Genomic DNA, 18,870 nt, shown 5'->3' on the forward strand with positions numbered 1-18,870 from the left:
CATACTTTTTCGCTTTTCGCATCATTCGTTTATTTTTTCAATGTTCCTCTTTTTATTCCGATTTATAAAGTATCTTTGCGCCGAAAAAGAGAAATTAAAAGAGATAATGGAAGGCAACCAGAGCAGACGTATCGATTTTGTGGACTTAACCAAAGGAGTCTGCATTATCCTTGTGGTAATGGCACACGTTGGAGGGGCCTTCGAACAACTGGATACGAATTCGATGTTATCCTGTTTCCGCATGCCGCTTTACTTCTTTATCTCGGGAGTGTTTTTCAAATCATACGAAGGCCTGTTCGGATTCATCCTACGAAAAATAAACAAATTGATTATTCCTTTTCTTTTCTTCTATCTAAGTGCATTTCTAATGAAATACATTGTTTGGAAGATTGCTCCGGGGGTATTTCAACTGCCTGTGTCGTGGAATGAACTCTTGGTTGTATTTCATGGACACGACCTTATCAAGTTCAATCCACCGATCTGGTTTCTACTCGCATTATTCAATTGCAACATCCTGTTTTATCTAATTCACTTTCTGCGCGAAAAGCATCTGCCTGTCATGTTCGCTGTGACAATCCTGATTGGTTGCGCAGGATTTTATCTCGGAAAATTACAGATAGAGTTACCCCTGTATATAGATGTTTCCATGACTGCCCTCCCCTTCTATGTAGCCGGTTTCTGGATCCGACGGTATAATTTCTTTCTATATCCCAGCCATCGTTTCGACAAACTGATACCGTTTTTTGTTGTATTGGCACTGGTGGTAATGTACTTTACCGCTACCACATTGGGCATGCGTACCAACAATTATACGGGAAATATTTTTCAAGTATATATCGCTGCGTTTGCAGGAATATTTATGATTATGTTACTTTGCAAAAAAGTGAAGAAGATAAAGGTTGTTTCTTACTTGGGACGATATTCAATCATCACCTTGAGTATTCATGGACCGATACTTCATTTTTTAGGTCCATTAGTCAGCCGTTATATTCACAATAGTTGGGCACAAGCAAGCGCACTTCTGCTTATAACATTAAGCATCTGCCTTCTGCTCACACCCGTCTTTCTTAAAGTGATTCCACAAATGGTTGCACAGAAAGACCTGTTAAAAGTCAAACAAGATCACACTAAAAAGACAGTATATGAAGATAAATAGTAGCTATATCCTTTTGAAAGAAATTCGTTGTTACGCCTATCATGGAGTCGCACCGCAAGAAAATCTGATTGGGAATGAATATCTCATTGACCTGAAACTGAAAGTAGATATCAGCAAAGCTGCCCAGACAGATGAAGTTACCGACACCGTCAACTATGCCGAAGTACATCAAGTGATAAAAAATGAAATGGCTGTTCCCTCGAAATTGCTGGAACACGTTAGCGGACGGATTATACAAAAACTCTTTGACCAATTCCCCTGTATTGAAGAAATCGAACTCCGGCTTTCCAAACGAAACCCACCGATGGGAGCAGATATAGAGTCCGCAGGAATTGAGCTACACTGCAGCAAGAAATAAGATAATCACAGCTAGAAATGAAACATAAATGACGAAATGCAGATAATACGATATTAATAAAGTAATCCGTATCATCTGCATTCCTTTTTTAAGCAAGATCTGCTTCTATTTTCACAGCCGTAAACTACCGGCTTATTTTCTCTTCTTTTTTCTTCTATTTACCGATTCGACAGCTTCCGTCACCACAGGTTTATCCTGGAAACGTTTTGTATAGCTGGAATAGTCCGGATGAATGCGTTCGTAATCAGGATCCATAAATAACGGACTGGAAATTATATGGTCCGCCGTAGAACGGTTACAACAAAAAACAATATTTTCTACACCGGCCAAACGGGTTAATGCTTTTACATCCGTATCATGCGGTTGCAATGTCATAGGGTCCGTGAAGAAGAAGAGATAATCAATCTGCCCATCCACAATACGTGATCCCATCTGTTGGTCACCACCTAACGGACCTGATTTTAAAATCGTAAAATCCCACTCTTCATCAGGATGTTTCTCCTTCAATGCTTCCAATATCAAAGTACCCGTAGTACCTGTACAGTAGAATTTATTACCCATCAACAGTTCCGAGTTCCACAGTACCCATTCGATGAGGTCTTTTTTCATTGCATCATGCGCTACCAGCCCGATGCCTCTTCTAACCTTTGATTTCATTTGCTATCCTTTTAAATCCGACAATTGAGAGAATCGTTTGCATCCCCTCGCATAAAACTGCCACAAGATACTACTTTTTGTCCGTTCAGGTATCGGATTCAAAGTTTTTTTTCTCATATTCTCTTCACGGGATAAAGAAAACGACGGACATAATCGTTTATACTCTTTCCGCGCACGCATCACAGCACTAGCATTATCCCAGTGCCCTTGCAACAAGAAATTGAACGCCGCCAGATAATCGAGACAAGTCCGGATACGCATCACTTTATTTAACTCCTCCTGTGGAAGATTCTTATAGAGCATGACAAGATTATTACGGAAATTAAGAAAAGTCTTATGAGGATTCTCTTTTTTAAGAGTAGCTCCCCCCACATGATAGACAATGCTTTGAGGTATACAGACAATCTCACGATTCCGTGAACGGAGTCGCCAGCACAAATCTATTTCTTCCATGTGAGCAAAGAAACGTCCATCCAATCCCCCGACATTCACATAATCAGTGCGCCGGATAAACAACGCTGCCCCCGTGGCCCAGAAAACAGGAATTACCGTATCATACTGGCCTTCGTCTTTCTCCACAACTCCCATAATACGCCCCCTACAAAAAGGATAACCGTATTTATCAATAAAGCCACCGGCTGCCCCGGCATATTCGAAATATTCTTTTTGCCGCTGGCTTCGTATCTTCGGCTGACAAGCAGCTACCTCCGGATGCTTATCAAGATAAGCAATCATTGGTTCCAACCAATGTTCCGTCACCTCGACATCCGAATTCAAAAGAACTACATATTCTGCGTCGACCTGCTGCAATGCTAAATTATATCCATCCGCAAAGCCATAATTTTGGTCGAGAACAATCGTTCTGACAGAAGGAAATTCCTGTTGAAGCAAAGTAACGGAAGCGTCCGTAGAACCATTGTCAGCCACACAGACCTCAATCCCCTCCCCTTCCGAATACCGGACGACAGACGGAAGAAAAGTACGGAGCATATCACACCCGTTCCAATTTAAAATTACAACTGAAACTTTCATTATTATTCTTTTTTCTTGTTCAGCTCTTTCTCTTCTAATCGATCGGCTTCTTCACGAGTCATTTTCCAACGTTTATGAGACCACAACCAATATGCCGGTTCTTTACGAATCGTCTGTTCTAATCTATGAGCAAACATTTCCGTGATTTCTCCTTCTCTTGTTTCTTTCGGTGTTTCCGTCATCAACTTGAACTCCGCTTCACAGTATCCTCTGCGCTTCTTACTAAGCTCACAATAGAAAACAGGGAAATTCATCATTTTGGCAATTCGCTCCGCACCATTCAGAAAACCGGTTTCCTGTCCTAAAAAGGTAGTCCAATATTTATCATATCCACTGGGCCATTGATCAGTAATCAAACCGACTACCATCTTTTTTCCATCATGTTTGAGCTTAATAATTTCACGGGCTGTAGAATGTTTCGGAATATTATACCCCCCGAAACGAGAACGAATACGTTTAAACAACTCATCCAAATATTTATCCCTCAACGGTTTATAAACCTGTACGGGAACATCCCCTGGTTTCATGATTGCTCCCATGCCTATCAACCACTCATAATTGGCATAATGAGGAATCATTACTATAATACCTCCATACTTTTCTGTCAGTTCAAGATATTGTTCCGTATTCTTATAAGTCATTCTCTCACAAAGTTCTTCGGCAGACATATGCAACAATTTCAAATCTTCAAGCATATAATCCGACAAATAGCGATAAAACTTACGTTCTATCTGTAATCTCTCCGCATCAGTTTTTTCCGGAAATGATCTCAATAGATTTCCCCGAACTACTTTCCGACGATATTTTCCAACACGATACATCAGCAGATAATTAAAATCCGAAAGCATATATAGAACCCGGAACGGAAGAGCTGAAAACAGCCACATTCCACTGTATACCAACCAATAGATAAGTTTTGATCTCATAACTTATATCAAAATTGTACCTTTAAGTGCTGTCATCTCCTCATTAAACTCTCCCAGACGTACATTAATTACCTGATTATCCAGCGAGTCATCACTTTCCACCTCTACACGAATATAATTCTCCGTAAATCCATGCATCGGAGCACCAGCTTTCGATTTTTCCATCAATACCGGCATTGTCTGCCCGATATGACGTGCATAAAAAGCCTGTGTCTTTTGATCCGATAGTGCCAACAGACGCTGACTACGCTGATGCTTCTCTTCCGGAGAAACCACATATTCTATTTTTAAGGCTTGCGTTCCGGGACGTTCGGAATAGCTAAACACATGCAACTGCGTCACATCCAGACCATCAATAAACTGATAAGCCTGTTCAAAGTATTCGGGTGTTTCTCCACGGGTTCCCACAATCACGTCCACTCCGATAAAAGCATCCGGCATCACCTCTTTTATCTTCTTCACTTTCGAAGCAAAAAGAGCAGTGTCATAACGACGACGCATTAACTGCAAAACTTCATCGCAACCGGATTGCAAAGGGATATGAAAATGAGGCATAAAACTACGGGAATGAGACACAAACTCGATAATCTCATCAGTCAACAGATTGGGTTCTATGGAAGAAATACGATAACGTTCGATTCCCTCTACCTGATCCAATGCTTTTACCAGATCAAAGAAACTCTCTCCTGTTGTTTTACCAAAATCTCCGATATTCACTCCGGTCAGAACGATTTCTTTTCCGCCTTCAGCAGCTGCCTGCCCGGCCTGCTCAACCATGGAAGCAATAGTCCCGTTACGACTTCGCCCGCGGGCAAAAGGAATCGTGCAATATGAACAGAAGTAATCGCATCCATCCTGCACCTTCAAGAAGAAACGAGTACGGTCTCCCCGTGAACACGAGGGAGAAAACGAACGGATATCTTTGGTTGTAGTAGTGATAGCCTCTCCTTTTTCATGCTTTTGGAGGTCGCCCAGATATTGAAGTAACTCTCCCTTCTGTTCCGCTCCCAGCACTACATCTACTCCATCTATCTTTGCCACGTCGCCAGGCTTCAATTGCGCATAACATCCGGTCACTACCACAAAAGCACCGGGATGCTGCTTTACCAAGCGGTGGATGGCTTGCCGGCATTTCTTATCCGCCATCTCTGTCACCGAACAGGTATTTACCACACAGATATCTGCTTTCTCTCCTTTGCGCGCAGTCCGGACTCCTGCCTCACGCAGGATTTTACCGATAGTTGAAGTCTCTGAAAAATTTAATTTGCAGCCTAAAGTATAATAAACGGCTGTCTTATTTTGAAATACAGTGGTATCTATCATAAGCTGTTATAAACACATTAACTTTGCAAAGTTACACATTATTATCAGTAAAACACTTTAGGATACGAAAGTTTATTCCTATTTTTGCACAATCCACTAAAAAACGTGCAATGATTAAAGAGAATTTCATTAAACTATACGAAAATAGTTTTCGTGAGAATTGGGATCTGCCTTGTTATACTGATTATGGAGAAGATACCCAATATACATACGGTGAGGTAGCTGAAAAAATCGCCCGTTTACATCTGTTATTCAAACATTGTAGCCTTCGCAGAGGAGATAAGATTTCAGTTATCGGCAAAAATAACGCTCATTGGTGCATCGCCTATATGGCAACGATCACATACGGAGCGATCATTGTCCCTATCCTTCAAGATTTTACGCCTAATGACGTTCATCATATCGTCAATCATTCCGAATCTGTATTCCTGTTCACCAGCGACAGCATTTGGGAGAATTTGGAAGAGGAAAAATTAACGGGACTACGGGGAGTATTCTCATTGACTGATTTCCGGTGTCTTTATCAACGTGACGGGGAAACCATACAGAAGTTTCTGAAAAATACCGATAAAGAGATGCATGCTTTGTATCCGAAAGGATTTACCCGTGAAGATGTTCAGTACACCACTTTATCCAATGACAAAGTGATGCTGTTAAATTACACTTCCGGAACCACCGGTTTCAGTAAGGGTGTGATGCTGACAGGAAACAATCTTGCCGGCAATGTCACTTTCGGTATTCGTACCGAACTCCTTAAAAAAGGGGATAAAGTGCTTTCTTTCCTTCCCCTCGCCCACGCATACGGTTGCGCATTCGACTTTCTGACAGCAACGGCTGTCGGCACCCATGTCACTTTGCTTGGAAAAACGCCTTCTCCTAAAATTATAATGAAAGCTTTTGAGGAAGTGAAACCTAACCTTATTATTACTGTCCCGCTAGTGATTGAAAAGATATATAAGAATATTATCCAGCCACTCATTAATAAAAAAGGTATGAAGTGGGCACTCAATATCCCTCTGCTCGACACCCAAATCTACAACCAGATACGTAAAAGACTGATTGATGCACTGGGAGGACGGTTTAAAGAGATCATTATCGGTGGCGCCGCTATGGATAAGGAAGTAGAAGAATTCTTCTACAAAATCAAATTCCCTTTTACCATCGGTTATGGAATGACAGAATGCGGTCCGCTTATCAGCTACGCCCCCTGGGATGAATTTGTACTAGGTTCTTCCGGAAAGATTCTAGATATAATGGAAGCACGTATCTATAAGGAAACCCCGGAAGCAGAAACCGGAGAAATCCAGGTTCGGGGAGAAAATGTGATGGTGGGCTACTACAAGAACCAGGAAGCAACACAGGAAGTATTCACGCAGGACGGCTGGCTACGTACCGGTGACCTCGGTTCCATGGACAGCAACGGAAATATTTTCATCCGGGGACGACTCAAAACTATGATCTTAAGTTCTAGCGGACAGAATATCTTCCCCGAAGAGTTGGAAACCAAACTGAATAACCTGCCTTTCATTCTCGAAAGTCTTGTTATCGAACGCAATAAAAAATTAGTGGCACTTGTTTATGCCGATTACGAAGCGTTGGATTCTCTCGGATTAAATAATCCGGATAACCTGAAAACAATCATGGATGAAAATCTTAAGAACCTGAACAGCAACGTAGCCGCTTATGAGAAAATCAGCAAGATCCAACTCTACCCTACTGAATTTGAAAAAACGCCCAAAAGAAGCATAAAAAGATACTTATATAACAGTATTGCTGTCGATTAGCATGTTCTAAAACATATAAAAAGGGGAGAAAAGTGGCCAGTTACAAAAAAAAATATAAAAAAAGTTGGCGTTTCGAGAACAACATATTGAAAAAGTACATACCTTTGCATCGTTTTAATAAAGCAATTGATTGTATTACGTTTTTAAAAAGCAAAGAAAATGAAAAAATTAGTTTTGATGGCCGTAGCTATCGTAGCAGTATCATTCGCATCATGTGGTAACAAAGCAGCTGACGCAGCAAAAGCAACTGCAGATTCTATCCGTATCGCTGACTCAATCGCAGCAGTAGAAGCAGCAGCTCTTGAAGCTGAACAAGCAGCAGCCGCAGCAGCAGATTCTTTGAATGCTGATAGCACTGCAACTGAAACTGTAGCTGAATAATTCAGAAACAGCTAGAGAGAATTGAAAGTCTGCCATGCGAAAGCATGCACAGACTTTTTTTTATGCCTTTATTTTAGCAAGCCACACGTTATTTAGCGTATGAACTTTTCACAAAGGGAGCGTTCAATAAATAATCCAGACTTTCTTCTACACTTTCCTCTACCGGAACACTATACTTTTCGATTTCAGCAACGAGATAATTAACGCCTGCAGTTTTTGCATTCTTAAAGATAGCATCAAAACCGACCATTCCACTTTGTCCAATCTCTCTGTGATCTTTCACATGGAATATCTGGAAGCGACCGGGATATTTATTAAAATAATCAACAGGACTGTTTTGTCCGCGAACTACCCAATAAAGGTCCATCTGGAAGAAAACATATTCAGGATTCGTATGTTCTAACATATAATCATACATCACTTTATCTTCTACCTTCTGAAATTCATGAGCGTGATTGTGATATCCGAACGACAAACCTTGTTGTTTGCAACGCTTGCCTATTTCATTATAATATGCACAATATGTTTCTAAATCCTTGAGTGTCTTAGGTACATCCATCCACGGAGCTACAATATATTTCATACCGGCAGCTTTGTGATCGGCAATACATTGATCCCACCATTCAAGTGACTTTGAATAGTCGCCGGAAGCCAATTCTTCTTTAGACAATTGTCTTGTACAATGTGAAGACAAGACTTTTAATCCTGCCGATTCGACATCTTTCTTAAATTGTTGGGGAGTACGGTCATAAAATTTACCGTTGTTATAATTGGCTGCTTCAACACCGGTATATCCCATGTTTGCCAATTTCTTCAGAAGAGCAGTATAAGTGGGGTCACACTTACCATTTTTGTTGTCTACCTTGTTTAATATATCTCTGACAGAATAGAGCTGAATTGCTACTTCTTTTTTAGCTTTTTTCTTGGTTTGTGCCGTTACTGCCAGTGGAATAATAAAAAGAGCAGCCAATGCACAGATATAAATTCTAGTTTTCATATAATAGATATTAGTGGGTTACAATTATTCAGGTTTACATAGAAAAAACAGGCACGGATTACACAGACTTCACGGTTACTCCATGGCAATCGCCATTCAAAAAAAACGTGAAATACACGTAACCCGTGCCTTTCTTTATTGCTATTCGATTAGTCCAAAACTTTCACGCGGATGTTGCGGAACCAAACATCGTCACCGTGATCTTGCAAACCAATGAAACCTTCGTGATTTTCGCCACCGCAATTATTCAGCAATTCAAATGCCAAAGGCCATTTTTCTTCACTGAACTTACTTGCTTGCAACATATCAGTCCATTGTTTTGTCCACAAATGATATTCAAGTACGTTTTCATCGTTTTGTCCGTGAACAACTGTACCTTTATAAACCATAATCTTAGCCTTGTTCCATTCGCCAAACGGTTTAGAGTTTTGAGGAACTGCCGGAATCATGTCATACAAAGAAGCTGACTGACGATTGTTGTCCTTACCCAATTTTGCATCCGGATGATTGGCATTGTCCAATACCTGATATTCAGGTGCGGAAATATAAATAGGTTCAAGCACATCATTACCGTCTTTATCTTTCGATGTAACTTCCTGAGCTAAATAGAAAATACCGGAGTTACCACCTTTAGAAACCTTCCACTCCATCTCCAGTTCGAAGTTTTTAAACTTGTGAGCAAAAATCAGGTCACCACCATCACCGTCTTGAGCTTCACCGCCACCAGAACCGTTGAATTTGATACAACCGTCTTCAATTGTCCATTTAGAAGGAACACGGTCTTTTCCATAACCACGCCATCCGTTAAATGTTTCGCCATCAAAGATTGTGATATAACCATTTTCATCAACAGGCAAATTCAAGCTATCTGTTTCTGCCGCTTTCAATGATTTAGAGTAAGTCAACGCAACTTTTTGCTCTTCCGGAGCATTTGCTTTCTTCTGACCACCGCAAGAAGCGAAAACGCCTGCAGCAAGACAACAACAAGCTAATGGATAAAATACTTTTTTCATGATATCAACTATTTAATTTTTAATCTTTAATTTTTAATCTACTTTTATCTTGGCATATCAGGCAGTCTCCAGCCTTCACGATAATTATGTTTCACTAATTCAGCCGCAAACTGTTTTGCATTGATCGGATCTGTCCATGTCTTATCAAATGTAGGATGACCATTATGAATCTTGAATCCGTCTTTGATAACAGTACGAATGGTTTCGTTATCACCGATATTTGTAAAACACATGTTAGCTCCATCCCACTCAAGAGTCTTATTCAGAGCTTGCAAACGAATAGCCAATACACCCATTGCTACCATTTCATTCATAGGTCCGGCTTCTGAGAAGTCAGATTTAGTCATGATACGATTAGATTTATCTTCTTTACATGCACGTACCCAATCCATTTCGTGACCACCATTCATTGCTTTAGGAACACGACGGCAAACCTTCGGTGCATTTGGTTTACGACCTGAAAGCAACCAAGGATTCTGTCCATAACATCCGCAAATCAATGTATCTTTTGTTCCGTGGAAAATAGTCAAACCACCACCGCTCTGCATCAGTTGTTTTCCTTCTGGGAATCCTTTCGGACGTTCTGGCATCATACCGCCATCATACCAATGTATTTCCACTTCAGGCATAGCTACTTTCGGCATATTTTCACGAGCAGGGAAAATCATTTTCACGTGTTGTGCCTGTGGAGCACAAGCATTCAACAATAATGTCGATGAACCTTCCACTTTGGTAGGATACTGCAATTTCAATGCTTTAAACGGCTGATGCAAAATATGACAAGCCATATCACCCAATGCACCTGTTCCGTAATCCCACCATCCACGCCAGTTCCAAGGATGGTAAATAGCATTATAAGGATTCATTTTAGCAGGACCTGTGAATAAATCCCAATTCAATGTGCTAGGAATTTTATCAACCTTTTCAGGAACATTCAATCCTTGAGGCCAAATAGGACGGTCTGTTGCACATTCAACTTTCGTTACGTCACCGATTTCACCATTCCAAATCCATTCACATACTAAATCCGTACCTTCATCCGATGCCCCCTGATTACCCATTTGGGTAACCACGCCCGTTGATGCAGCCAGTTTTGTCAACAAACGAGATTCATAAACAGAGTGGGTCAATGGTTTCTGACAATATACATGTTTTCCCATTGTCATTGCATCAGCAGTGATAATAGCATGAGTATGGTCGGCAGTTGCGATAATCACACCGTCGATAGATTTACCCATTTCATCATACATCTTACGATAGTCCCAGTATTTTTTAGCCTTGGGGAATTCGTCGAACACGCCTTTTGCGTACTTCCAATCCACATCACAAAGAGCCACAATATTTTCAGTGCCCTTTACGTGATTAATGTTGGCATGTCCCATGCCACCAATACCCACAGCTGCAAGATTCAGTTTATCAGTAGGCGAAATATGCCCGTGACTCATACCTAAAATTGTACTGGGAGCAATGGTTATACCTGCTAAAGCAGCGGCTCCCGTTTTGAGAAATTTTCTCCTCGAAATGTTTGACATGATTTTATTTGTTTAAGGGTTAATAATCTTTGGAAGGTTGCCGTGCAACAATCCATATCCATTTTTCATGTTTTTTCTTCGTTCGCGTATTTGCTCCAAAGTGCGCAAATTACCAATAGCGGGCAAATCGTGTTTGCGGGTATCTTTCAAGAATGTCCATGCATATTCGGATGCAATAGCCGAATCGCGCATTAGCGGTAATCGTGAACTGCGTTTTCCGGTTTCTACCGAATCAGCAAACAGGTCACACAACACGTCTATATTCTTGCCGCCGAAAGGTTTCTCTACACGGATGGTCTGATTGACACCGTGTAGGTCGACAACAGCAGTATTGAAGTCATGCGTCATACGCACAACCCCTTTTGTACCTATAATATCTACATACGAATTATGTGTCTGGTCTTTAGATAATTGCCCATAAACAAATCCTTGGGTAATATCAAAAACGACCCCATTTTGAAAAGTTCCGTGACATTGCACCCACCAAGGATCTTTGTAGTTCCACATATTCACTCCCTGGGCATTCCATGTTCTATAATCACATCCTGCATACCAACGGGTAATATCTACGTAGTGCATTCCACAATCATGGAAAGCAGGTCCCTCATACTCATGACCTTCACCTGGTGCCAAGCCGGGAGTCATGTGACAAATACGAATAATAGCCAGCTCTCCGATTTCCCCTTGCTGGATATATTCCTTCATTAAATTATGATACCAGGAATTTCGCAGATACAGATTTACCGTAGAAATGAGATTTGTGTTTTCTGTCATTTCTACAACTTTCCACTCATTTTCCATTGTATCTGCAACTGGTTTTTCTGAAATAATGTGTTTGCCGTAACGAATAGCTTTTTCTATTTGTTCCATCCGCGAGTCAGCCAAAGTGAAAAGCCCGACTACCTGCACACTTTCATCCTCAAAAATCTTTTGATTATCTTCTACTATAATAGAGTTAGGGGAAAGCTTTTTAGCCAACTGACGTGATGCCGGATCGGTATCACAAATATAAGCAATATTCCACCGATCACTTTTAGTCATCGCTTCCCAGTAGAATCTTCCCATCCTACCAAAACCGATAATTCCAACTTTAATTCTCGTGTTTACTGAAGATTGCGTGTTCATAATTAAACATAGTGAATTTAAGTACAAATAATAGATAAAACATCAACTTCTAACTACCAAACTGATGAGCTAAAAACTGATATTGCAAATCTAGCTAAATAAATAACGGCTTATTTGACTTACACTACTTTATGTAGATATAAAAATAGCATTTTTTACTATTAATCAACAACTTAGCTAACTTGACACATCAAAAAAATGTAGATGATTTGGAAAGTATTATAATGTTAAAATAATAATTATGTCTCTTGTGTTGAACTAATTTTCATAATTTCATTCTCAAATTCATCCCTGTCGACGGCTGCCTTATTTCTCATTTTCGTACGATAATTATAAACCGTACTTGTAGAGCAACGGAGAAAGTTCGCTATCTTTCCACTATCCGTAATACCCAAGCGTAATAAAGCATAAATACGAAGTTCCCTATTCAATAAAGCGTCCGGTTTTAAAATAATTTTCTCTTCATCTTTCAACAGAGCGTTAAAATCAGATACAAAAGTGGGATACAGACCCAAAAAGACCTTATCAAAACGAGTGTATAAAGCGCCAAGCTCTTCATCAATAAGCGCAGATGATTTTAGCTTCTTAATCAGTTCATCATAGTATTTATTAATAGCTATTTTATACAGCATATTCTGATATTTCTCCATTTTATGGATATAACTAAAACAGACATCAAAGAATTCGGCTATGTAATACTCTTTTATACTATTAATTTCGCACAACTGATTATTTGTATCATTCAGCTGGCTGTTCATGCTATTCAGCTTGTTGTTCAATCGCAAAAGCTCCTCATTACTCTGTGCCAATGCCTGTTTTATTTTCAACGTCTTTTTCATCTGAATATAGATGAAAAGCACCAACAGGACTAAAAGAAAAAGGATAATACTTGTAGAAATAAGAAAAGTAGTCAGATGCGACCGTGATCTGGCCTGCTCCGCCTGATAAGCTGTATTAATAATAGAATTGAATTTATAAATCTCGATGGCCCGGAAATGAATACCGGAAGATATAACGTCATCAATAGCGGACTGTGTAAATTTAAAGGCATCAGCTAAATTCTGTTCATCATAAGCTATCAATGCAAGAGATTGCAGGGATGCATTTTCCCGCGTAGCATTCCGGGTATCGGCTATTGCCGACAACATCAAATATTTTTTTTCTTCATCATACTTTTTCTGATGGTGACATAACCTAGAATATGAATGAGTTATCATAGCATAATTGGGCGTCCCCACTTCCTCAATCTCCAGCAGTTCTTTATAAATTTCTTTCGATTTCAGCGTATCACGCCAAATATAATAAGAAGCCTGGGACATTCGATAATCCCAAGAAGTGTGGTCAATGAGGGCAAACAACGAATCCTGGTAAGCAGCCTGCTGCTTGCCATACAGATTATTGGCGACAGAAATCGAATAGTGTCCCCAAAAGCTGGAATAAGTTTGATAATAGTTTATTAATAAATCTCTGGGAAGTTCTGAAGTCTTTATACTTTTCAAAATAATCTCCGCTTCGCGGAACCTGCCACACATCGAATATAAAAGGCTAAGATGTAAAGACGACTGGTTGGTGAAATAAGGTCTATTCAACTGGCGGGAAATCTCAATATTGCGATCAACATAATGGATGGCTGAATCAATATGAAACTTTTTATATTCATTATATAACCGTAGATTGATTCTATATTCTCCTTCAAGAGTCAAACCGGGACTTCTCAACATACATTTTATCCGGTTTATCCGATCCTCTTTCTCTTTAACAAAGACGTGTTTTTCATCTATCACTCTACGCAAAGAATCAGTCAATAGTTTCAACTCATTATTTGCATAAAGAACACTGCCAATTCCCAAAGCAATCAGCAGAAGCAAAAACCTCTTCTTTAGAAAACAATAGTTGAATTTCATAATAGTAATAGCAAAGATAACAAAAAAAAGCGATTTATTCGTTCAGAACAAATCGCTTTTCATATATGAAGTAAATTTGCTCTTATTCAGCAACTACCTCGAAAGGAATTTCTACCGAAACCTCCTTGTGAAGCTTAACGATAGCCTTGTAGCTACCAACTTCTTTCACAGCGTCTTTTACAACGATGATCTTTCTGTCAACTTCATGACCCAGTTTAGACAATGCTTCAGCAATCTGGATGTTACCAACAGAACCGAAGATAGTACCGGTTGAGCTAACTTTAGTTGCGATAGTCAAAGAAACGCCTTCCAACTTAGCAGCCATAGCTTCAGCATCTTTCTTGATTTTCTCAAGTTTGTGAGCGCGCTGTTTCAGTTCTTCAGCCAACATTTTCTTTGCAGAAGGAGAAGCGATGATAGCTTTTCCAGTCGGGATCAGATAATTACGACCGTATCCGGATTTCACGTTTACGATATCGTTCTTATAACCCAAGTTTACTACGTCTTCTTTTAATATAATTTCCATACTTTTCCTCCTTCTTATTTCATCATGTCAGTTACATAAGGCAGCAATGCCAAGTGACGAGCTCTCTTCACAGCCTGCGCGATACGACGTTGGAACTTCAAAGAAGTACCTGTAATACGACGCGGAAGGATTTTTCCTTGTTCATTCAAGAATTTCTTCAAGAATTCAGGATCTTTGTAGTCGATATACTTAATACCACTCTTTTTGAAACGGCAGTACTTTTTCTTCTTAACGTCTACTGACGGCGGAGTTAAATATCTGATTTCTGATTGAACTTGTTGTGCCATGATTAATCCTCCTTTTTGTTTGATTTAACACTTCTTCTTTTTGCAGCGTATTCAGCAGCATACTTATCCATCTTGAAAGTCAAGAAACGGATTACGCGTTCATCACGACGGAAATTAATTTCCAGCTTGTCAATTACAGTAGGATCTGCATTGAACTCAATCAGTTGATAAAAACCTGTAGACTTTTTCTGAATTGGGTAAGCCAATTTCTTCAGTCCCCAGTTTTCTTCATTAATAATCTCAGCACCTTCAGCTTGAAGAACGCCTTTGAATTTTTCTACCGCTTCCTTCATCTGAACATCAGATAAAACGGGAGTTAAAATGAAAACGGTTTCGTATTGATTCATACTTCGTTTAATTAAATAAATAAATTATTTGATTTTAAATGCGGGTGCAAAGTTAGACATTTTATTTTGAACTACAAATATTTAATCTTTTTTTGTATCCGAAGATAGGATTTATCCGGGAAGAGACTTACCTTTGCAAAGTTGTTTAAACAATAATTTCATGATAGAGCAATTTAATTTCGATATTCGACTTATATTTGCCATATTAAATGGCAAAGTTTCTGCGGCAATCAACCGGAAACTGTACCGTAACTTCCGTCAGAACGGATTGGAAATCAGTCCCGAACAATGGACGGTACTCATTTTCCTGTGGGAAAAAGACGGCGTGACGCAACAAGAGTTGTGTAATGCAACTTTTAAAGACAAGCCCAGCATGACCCGTTTGATAGATAATATGGAACGGCAACATCTTGTTGTGCGCATTTCCGATAAAAAAGACCGCCGCACCAACTTGATCCATCTGACCAAAGACGGAAAAGAACTGGAGGAAAAAGCGCGTGTCATTGCCGGACAGACTCTGAAAGAGGCTCTTCACGGTATCACTCTCGACGAATTGAGCATTGGACAGGAGGTACTGAAAAAGGTGTTCTACAATACAAAAGATTAGATAGAAGAACTTCTCTCCAAATCATAAAATCCACTAAATCGTGCATTTATAATGGAATTTTTATCCAAATAATTTCGCCCGTTAAAGAATTATGCTTTAATTTGTGACTGGAATATTATAATCTATTAAAATACACACACATGAAAGGTTTATTAAAGAACTTAGGATTGATATTAATCTTGGTCGGAGTAGTCATCCTGCTGGCTTGTTCCTTTACAGGAAATGTAAACAACAACGCCATCCTGGGTACTTCAGTAGTACTTGTAGTACTGGGACTCATTTCTTATATTGTTATTAATAAGAAGATCGCTGATTAATTTCGCAAAATCAATAAAAAATCCCGGAAACGAATGTTCCCGGGATTTTTTATTTGGAGTTATCTCAAACGCAATCATTAAGATTCAACTTCCGGAGTAATCAGCTTATAGCCTTTTCCGTGAATATTGATAATTTCGATTGAATCGTCTTCTTTCAGGTGCTTACGTAGTTTCGTGATATACACGTCCATACTACGGGCATTGAAATAGTTATCGTCAATCCAGATTGTTTTCAGAGCGAAGTCACGTTGCAAAATCTCATTGGCATGTGCGCAAAGCAATCCGAGCAGTTCAGACTCTTTGGTAGTCAGCTTAGTTTGTTTGCCTTCTGACGACAGAATTTGTTTCTGTGTGTCGAAAGTAAACTTACCAATCTTATAGATATTGCTTTCTTTGTTCTTCTTTCCACGAACACGTCTCAAGATTGCTTCAATTCTGAATGTCAATTCTTCCATACTAAACGGTTTGGTGATATAATCATCCGCACCGATTTTAAAGCCTTCCAGGATATCTTCTTTCAGCGTTTTGGCCGTCAGGAAGATAATAGGAATTTCAGCATTTGCTGCACGGACATCCTGTGCCAGTGTGAATCCGTCTTTTTTAGGCATCATCACGTCAAACACGCACAAGTCATATTTATTCTTCAAGAAAGCCTTATAACCGGCTTCTCCATCAGGATATAACTCAGCAGAATAACCTTTTGCCTGTAGATATTCTCTTAAAAGCATGCCAAGATTTTCGTCATCCTCGCACAATAAAATACGCAGTTTCTCGTCCATATCAATTATTTTTTAATAAAGGTAATGCAATAATAAATTTAGTTCCCACGTTCAGGTCGCTTTCCGCCCGGATGGTTCCCTTATGATCCAATATAATTTTTCTCACATAAGCCAATCCCAGTCCAAAGCCCTTCACATCGTGCAGATTACCCGTATGTACACGATAGAACTTTTCAAATATCTTTTTCAGGTTCTCTTTTTTGATACCGATACCATTATCCTGTATCGAAATCATCAGTTTACCCGACTCATTCCACGTTCTCACTTTCAGTTCCAGATCCTCTTCCGGTTTCTTATATTTCACCGCGTTATCCATCAGATTAAAGATTACATTCGTGATATGCATCTCGTCTGCAAATATAACAGGATCGGTGGCCTCAAGGTTCGATGTTATCTTACCATTATATCGTTCCACTTTCAGCGCAAAGGTATTGATTACTCCTGATATTAATTCATTCGCATCAATCTCCTTCATCTTCAAAGTTGCCTTCTGACGTTCGAACATCGACATCTGGAGCACCTTTTCCACCTGGAAGCGCAAGCGCTTGGTTTCATCATTAATCACTCCCGATATATGCTGGAACATCTGTGGAGATTTTCCCACCGCCGGATCTTTCAACATCTGGGCTGCTAATGAAATGGTAGATATCGGTGTTTTAAATTCGTGCGTCATATTATTGATAAAGTCATTCTTCATTTCCGTCAGTTTCTTTTGCCGGAATACGATATAAATCGTAAAGATGAATGTCACTAACAATACCAGTGTAAATATCAGCGACGGAATCATGAAACTGATGGAGTCAAAGATATAATCTTTCTTCCCCGGAAAGTGTACTTTCAAGATACTCATTTTTGCAGGCGGGTCATTCTTGAACAATGCCTGCTGATAAGCGTCTTCACTTCCCTTTGCCTCATAATCCGCACAACGGTAGACTTCCCTTCCGTCTTTGTCGATCACCGTAAAGTGATAAGGCAAATCTATACTATTATTATATAAGCTCGATTTCAGATAGTCATCCAGTTCTTTAAACCGTACTCTGTCTCCAATCGACTTGTCACTTCCCCGGTAAATCATCTGCCAGGCCACTTCATCGAGTAATGCCCGTTGATACATATACCGATTCTTGATGGCTTCCACTAATGAACGCGAAGTTTCCGGAATGGTCTTTGTCCCCCTGTAAGGAGAAATCATAGCCTTCGGAAGCTCGGAGGGCTTAGTGGTCATCACTTTCAGCTCAAAATCCGAATATACTTTTCCATCCTTAGACTTCACTGTAAACCGCTGCGTTTGCTGAATCAAGTTGTCTTGTTGTATGGAAGCATTGTTCGCAATCAGCGCTTTTCTTTCTGCTTCTGAAATATCTTCGATCAACCAACGTCTGGTCTCTGCATATTCCACATCCTTGGAAACCTGATCCAGGCTATTGCGCACAGCCGAATCAAACTGTTCCTTACGGGTTTTCATCATTTCCTCTATATAACTTACCTGCAAATACAGCAGACTAAGGAAGGAAAGCCCCATTACAATACCTAATATCCAAATTGTTGACTTCTTCATAGCAACAAAATTAACACTCCCTAATTAACACTCCTAATGCATTAACTTGATTTAACCGGAACTTCCCGGAAATTAACCGTAAGGAGCTATTTAGGTTGTATTCTGATTACTACAACAATAAAACCCCTCCTTTGGTTTGCAAATTTAATAAAAAATTAAATCTTCTCCTTGTGTTTTTCCATCTTTATTAATCATAGTTAAACAAAAACCGCCCCCTTTTACTTAAAAAAGGCGGCGGTTTTAACGTTTTAGTTGATTCTT

20 protein-coding genes are annotated in these 18,870 nt (G+C 39.7%); 6 read left to right on the plus strand and 14 right to left on the minus strand.

The features are described 5' to 3' along the window. The first annotated feature begins 106 nt into the window (after window positions 1-106). On the plus strand, window positions 107-1,156 hold the full coding sequence (locus KFO40_RS08690) for an acyltransferase family protein (protein ID WP_128858779.1): 1,050 nt from the start codon (window positions 107-109) through the stop codon (window positions 1,154-1,156). After that, window positions 1,143-1,514 (plus strand): dihydroneopterin aldolase, encoded by a 372-nt coding sequence (gene folB / locus KFO40_RS08695; protein ID WP_087320610.1) that lies wholly within the window; start codon window positions 1,143-1,145, stop codon window positions 1,512-1,514. Before KFO40_RS08690 ends, folB begins: the two co-directional genes overlap by 14 nt. A gap of 132 nt (window positions 1,515-1,646) precedes the next feature. Here folB and KFO40_RS08700 read toward each other — a convergent pair whose 3' ends face one another. The 4 genes from KFO40_RS08700 to mtaB are packed head-to-tail and all read right to left on the minus strand — an operon-like array spanning window position 1,647 to window position 5,452. Beyond that, window positions 1,647-2,171 carry a methylglyoxal synthase gene (locus tag KFO40_RS08700; protein WP_004299341.1) on the minus strand — a complete coding sequence of 175 codons (525 nt, stop codon included), beginning with the start codon at window positions 2,169-2,171 and terminating at the stop codon, window positions 1,647-1,649. 3 nt (window positions 2,172-2,174) lie between these two features. Beyond that, complete coding sequence (locus KFO40_RS08705) at window positions 2,175-3,203, minus strand: glycosyltransferase family 2 protein (RefSeq protein WP_087317224.1); 1,029 nt, start codon at window positions 3,201-3,203, stop codon at window positions 2,175-2,177. A gap of 2 nt (window positions 3,204-3,205) precedes the next feature. Further along, window positions 3,206-4,129 (minus strand): lysophospholipid acyltransferase family protein, encoded by a 924-nt coding sequence (locus KFO40_RS08710; RefSeq protein ID WP_134985340.1) that lies wholly within the window; start codon window positions 4,127-4,129, stop codon window positions 3,206-3,208. A gap of 3 nt (window positions 4,130-4,132) precedes the next feature. After that, a complete protein-coding gene (mtaB, locus tag KFO40_RS08715) occupies window positions 4,133-5,452 on the minus strand; it encodes a tRNA (N(6)-L-threonylcarbamoyladenosine(37)-C(2))-methylthiotransferase MtaB (protein WP_087320615.1) in 1,320 nt (439 codons plus the stop codon). A gap of 110 nt (window positions 5,453-5,562) precedes the next feature. Between mtaB and KFO40_RS08720 the strand changes: the two genes are divergently transcribed. Both KFO40_RS08720 and KFO40_RS08725 read left to right on the plus strand, forming a co-directional pair. After that, complete coding sequence (locus tag KFO40_RS08720) at window positions 5,563-7,236, plus strand: long-chain fatty acid--CoA ligase (RefSeq protein WP_004299337.1); 1,674 nt, start codon at window positions 5,563-5,565, stop codon at window positions 7,234-7,236. Window positions 7,237-7,395: 159 nt separating this feature from the next. Continuing rightward, window positions 7,396-7,617 carry a hypothetical protein gene (locus KFO40_RS08725; RefSeq protein WP_004306615.1) on the plus strand — a complete coding sequence of 74 codons (222 nt, stop codon included), beginning with the start codon at window positions 7,396-7,398 and terminating at the stop codon, window positions 7,615-7,617. A gap of 88 nt (window positions 7,618-7,705) precedes the next feature. On the opposite strand, the gene KFO40_RS08730 is transcribed toward KFO40_RS08725, so the two are convergent. From KFO40_RS08730 to rpsF, 8 genes are all read right to left on the minus strand, one after another. Further along, window positions 7,706-8,614 (minus strand): sugar phosphate isomerase/epimerase family protein, encoded by a 909-nt coding sequence (locus KFO40_RS08730; protein WP_087317230.1) that lies wholly within the window; start codon window positions 8,612-8,614, stop codon window positions 7,706-7,708. 149 nt (window positions 8,615-8,763) lie between these two features. Next, on the minus strand, window positions 8,764-9,627 hold the full coding sequence (locus tag KFO40_RS08735; protein WP_004316253.1) for a DUF1080 domain-containing protein: 864 nt from the start codon (window positions 9,625-9,627) through the stop codon (window positions 8,764-8,766). Window positions 9,628-9,671: 44 nt separating this feature from the next. Further along, window positions 9,672-11,159, minus strand: coding sequence for a Gfo/Idh/MocA family oxidoreductase (locus KFO40_RS08740; protein ID WP_009040855.1), 1,488 nt, complete (start codon window positions 11,157-11,159; stop codon window positions 9,672-9,674). A gap of 12 nt (window positions 11,160-11,171) precedes the next feature. Then, window positions 11,172-12,284, minus strand: a complete 1,113-nt coding sequence (locus KFO40_RS08745; RefSeq protein WP_211146269.1) for a Gfo/Idh/MocA family protein — start codon at window positions 12,282-12,284, stop codon at window positions 11,172-11,174. 239 nt (window positions 12,285-12,523) lie between these two features. Beyond that, window positions 12,524-14,188, minus strand: coding sequence for a DUF6377 domain-containing protein (locus tag KFO40_RS08750; RefSeq protein WP_151923025.1), 1,665 nt, complete (start codon window positions 14,186-14,188; stop codon window positions 12,524-12,526). A gap of 82 nt (window positions 14,189-14,270) precedes the next feature. Continuing rightward, complete coding sequence (gene rplI, locus KFO40_RS08755) at window positions 14,271-14,714, minus strand: 50S ribosomal protein L9 (RefSeq protein WP_004307965.1); 444 nt, start codon at window positions 14,712-14,714, stop codon at window positions 14,271-14,273. A 14-nt stretch (window positions 14,715-14,728) separates the two neighbouring features. Continuing rightward, window positions 14,729-15,001 (minus strand): 30S ribosomal protein S18, encoded by a 273-nt coding sequence (gene rpsR / locus KFO40_RS08760; protein WP_004307964.1) that lies wholly within the window; start codon window positions 14,999-15,001, stop codon window positions 14,729-14,731. A 2-nt stretch (window positions 15,002-15,003) separates the two neighbouring features. Then, window positions 15,004-15,348 carry a 30S ribosomal protein S6 gene (rpsF, locus tag KFO40_RS08765; RefSeq protein ID WP_004299329.1) on the minus strand — a complete coding sequence of 115 codons (345 nt, stop codon included), beginning with the start codon at window positions 15,346-15,348 and terminating at the stop codon, window positions 15,004-15,006. A 160-nt stretch (window positions 15,349-15,508) separates the two neighbouring features. Here rpsF and KFO40_RS08770 point away from each other — a divergent pair, with 160 nt between their 5' ends. Beyond that, window positions 15,509-15,955 (plus strand): MarR family winged helix-turn-helix transcriptional regulator, encoded by a 447-nt coding sequence (locus KFO40_RS08770; RefSeq protein WP_004299328.1) that lies wholly within the window; start codon window positions 15,509-15,511, stop codon window positions 15,953-15,955. 140 nt (window positions 15,956-16,095) lie between these two features. Further along, complete coding sequence (locus tag KFO40_RS08775; protein ID WP_004299327.1) at window positions 16,096-16,272, plus strand: hypothetical protein; 177 nt, start codon at window positions 16,096-16,098, stop codon at window positions 16,270-16,272. A 77-nt stretch (window positions 16,273-16,349) separates the two neighbouring features. On the opposite strand, the gene KFO40_RS08780 is transcribed toward KFO40_RS08775, so the two are convergent. Beyond that, entirely contained in the window at window positions 16,350-17,051 is a 702-nt protein-coding gene (locus KFO40_RS08780) for a response regulator transcription factor (protein ID WP_004299326.1), read from the minus strand. A 1-nt stretch (window position 17,052) separates the two neighbouring features. Next, on the minus strand, window positions 17,053-18,609 hold the full coding sequence (locus KFO40_RS08785; RefSeq protein WP_008641002.1) for a sensor histidine kinase: 1,557 nt from the start codon (window positions 18,607-18,609) through the stop codon (window positions 17,053-17,055). Between the last annotated feature and the right edge of the window lie 261 nt (window positions 18,610-18,870).

The organism is Bacteroides sp. 1001302B_160321_D4 (assembly GCF_015667765.1).
GTDB lineage: Bacteria > Bacteroidota > Bacteroidia > Bacteroidales > Bacteroidaceae > Bacteroides > Bacteroides xylanisolvens.

Excerpts from the sequence above, each read along its gene's own strand:
- KFO40_RS08690 (WP_128858779.1), top strand. The coding sequence starts at position 107 with ATGGAAGGCAACCAGAGCAGACGTATCGATTTTGTGGACTTAACCAAA.
- folB (WP_087320610.1), top strand. The coding sequence starts at position 1,143 with ATGAAGATAAATAGTAGCTATATCCTTTTGAAAGAAATTCGTTGTTAC.
- KFO40_RS08700 (WP_004299341.1), bottom strand. The coding sequence starts at position 2,171 with ATGAAATCAAAGGTTAGAAGAGGCATCGGGCTGGTAGCGCATGATGCA.
- KFO40_RS08705 (WP_087317224.1), bottom strand. The coding sequence starts at position 3,203 with ATGAAAGTTTCAGTTGTAATTTTAAATTGGAACGGGTGTGATATGCTC.
- KFO40_RS08710 (WP_134985340.1), bottom strand. The coding sequence starts at position 4,129 with ATGAGATCAAAACTTATCTATTGGTTGGTATACAGTGGAATGTGGCTG.
- mtaB (WP_087320615.1), bottom strand. The coding sequence starts at position 5,452 with ATGATAGATACCACTGTATTTCAAAATAAGACAGCCGTTTATTATACT.
- KFO40_RS08720 (WP_004299337.1), top strand. The coding sequence starts at position 5,563 with ATGATTAAAGAGAATTTCATTAAACTATACGAAAATAGTTTTCGTGAG.
- KFO40_RS08725 (WP_004306615.1), top strand. The coding sequence starts at position 7,396 with ATGAAAAAATTAGTTTTGATGGCCGTAGCTATCGTAGCAGTATCATTC.
- KFO40_RS08730 (WP_087317230.1), bottom strand. The coding sequence starts at position 8,614 with ATGAAAACTAGAATTTATATCTGTGCATTGGCTGCTCTTTTTATTATT.
- KFO40_RS08735 (WP_004316253.1), bottom strand. The coding sequence starts at position 9,627 with ATGAAAAAAGTATTTTATCCATTAGCTTGTTGTTGTCTTGCTGCAGGC.
- KFO40_RS08740 (WP_009040855.1), bottom strand. The coding sequence starts at position 11,159 with ATGTCAAACATTTCGAGGAGAAAATTTCTCAAAACGGGAGCCGCTGCT.
- KFO40_RS08745 (WP_211146269.1), bottom strand. The coding sequence starts at position 12,284 with ATGAACACGCAATCTTCAGTAAACACGAGAATTAAAGTTGGAATTATC.
- KFO40_RS08750 (WP_151923025.1), bottom strand. The coding sequence starts at position 14,188 with ATGAAATTCAACTATTGTTTTCTAAAGAAGAGGTTTTTGCTTCTGCTG.
- rplI (WP_004307965.1), bottom strand. The coding sequence starts at position 14,714 with ATGGAAATTATATTAAAAGAAGACGTAGTAAACTTGGGTTATAAGAAC.
- rpsR (WP_004307964.1), bottom strand. The coding sequence starts at position 15,001 with ATGGCACAACAAGTTCAATCAGAAATCAGATATTTAACTCCGCCGTCA.
- rpsF (WP_004299329.1), bottom strand. The coding sequence starts at position 15,348 with ATGAATCAATACGAAACCGTTTTCATTTTAACTCCCGTTTTATCTGAT.
- KFO40_RS08770 (WP_004299328.1), top strand. The coding sequence starts at position 15,509 with ATGATAGAGCAATTTAATTTCGATATTCGACTTATATTTGCCATATTA.
- KFO40_RS08775 (WP_004299327.1), top strand. The coding sequence starts at position 16,096 with ATGAAAGGTTTATTAAAGAACTTAGGATTGATATTAATCTTGGTCGGA.
- KFO40_RS08780 (WP_004299326.1), bottom strand. The coding sequence starts at position 17,051 with ATGGACGAGAAACTGCGTATTTTATTGTGCGAGGATGACGAAAATCTT.
- KFO40_RS08785 (WP_008641002.1), bottom strand. The coding sequence starts at position 18,609 with ATGAAGAAGTCAACAATTTGGATATTAGGTATTGTAATGGGGCTTTCC.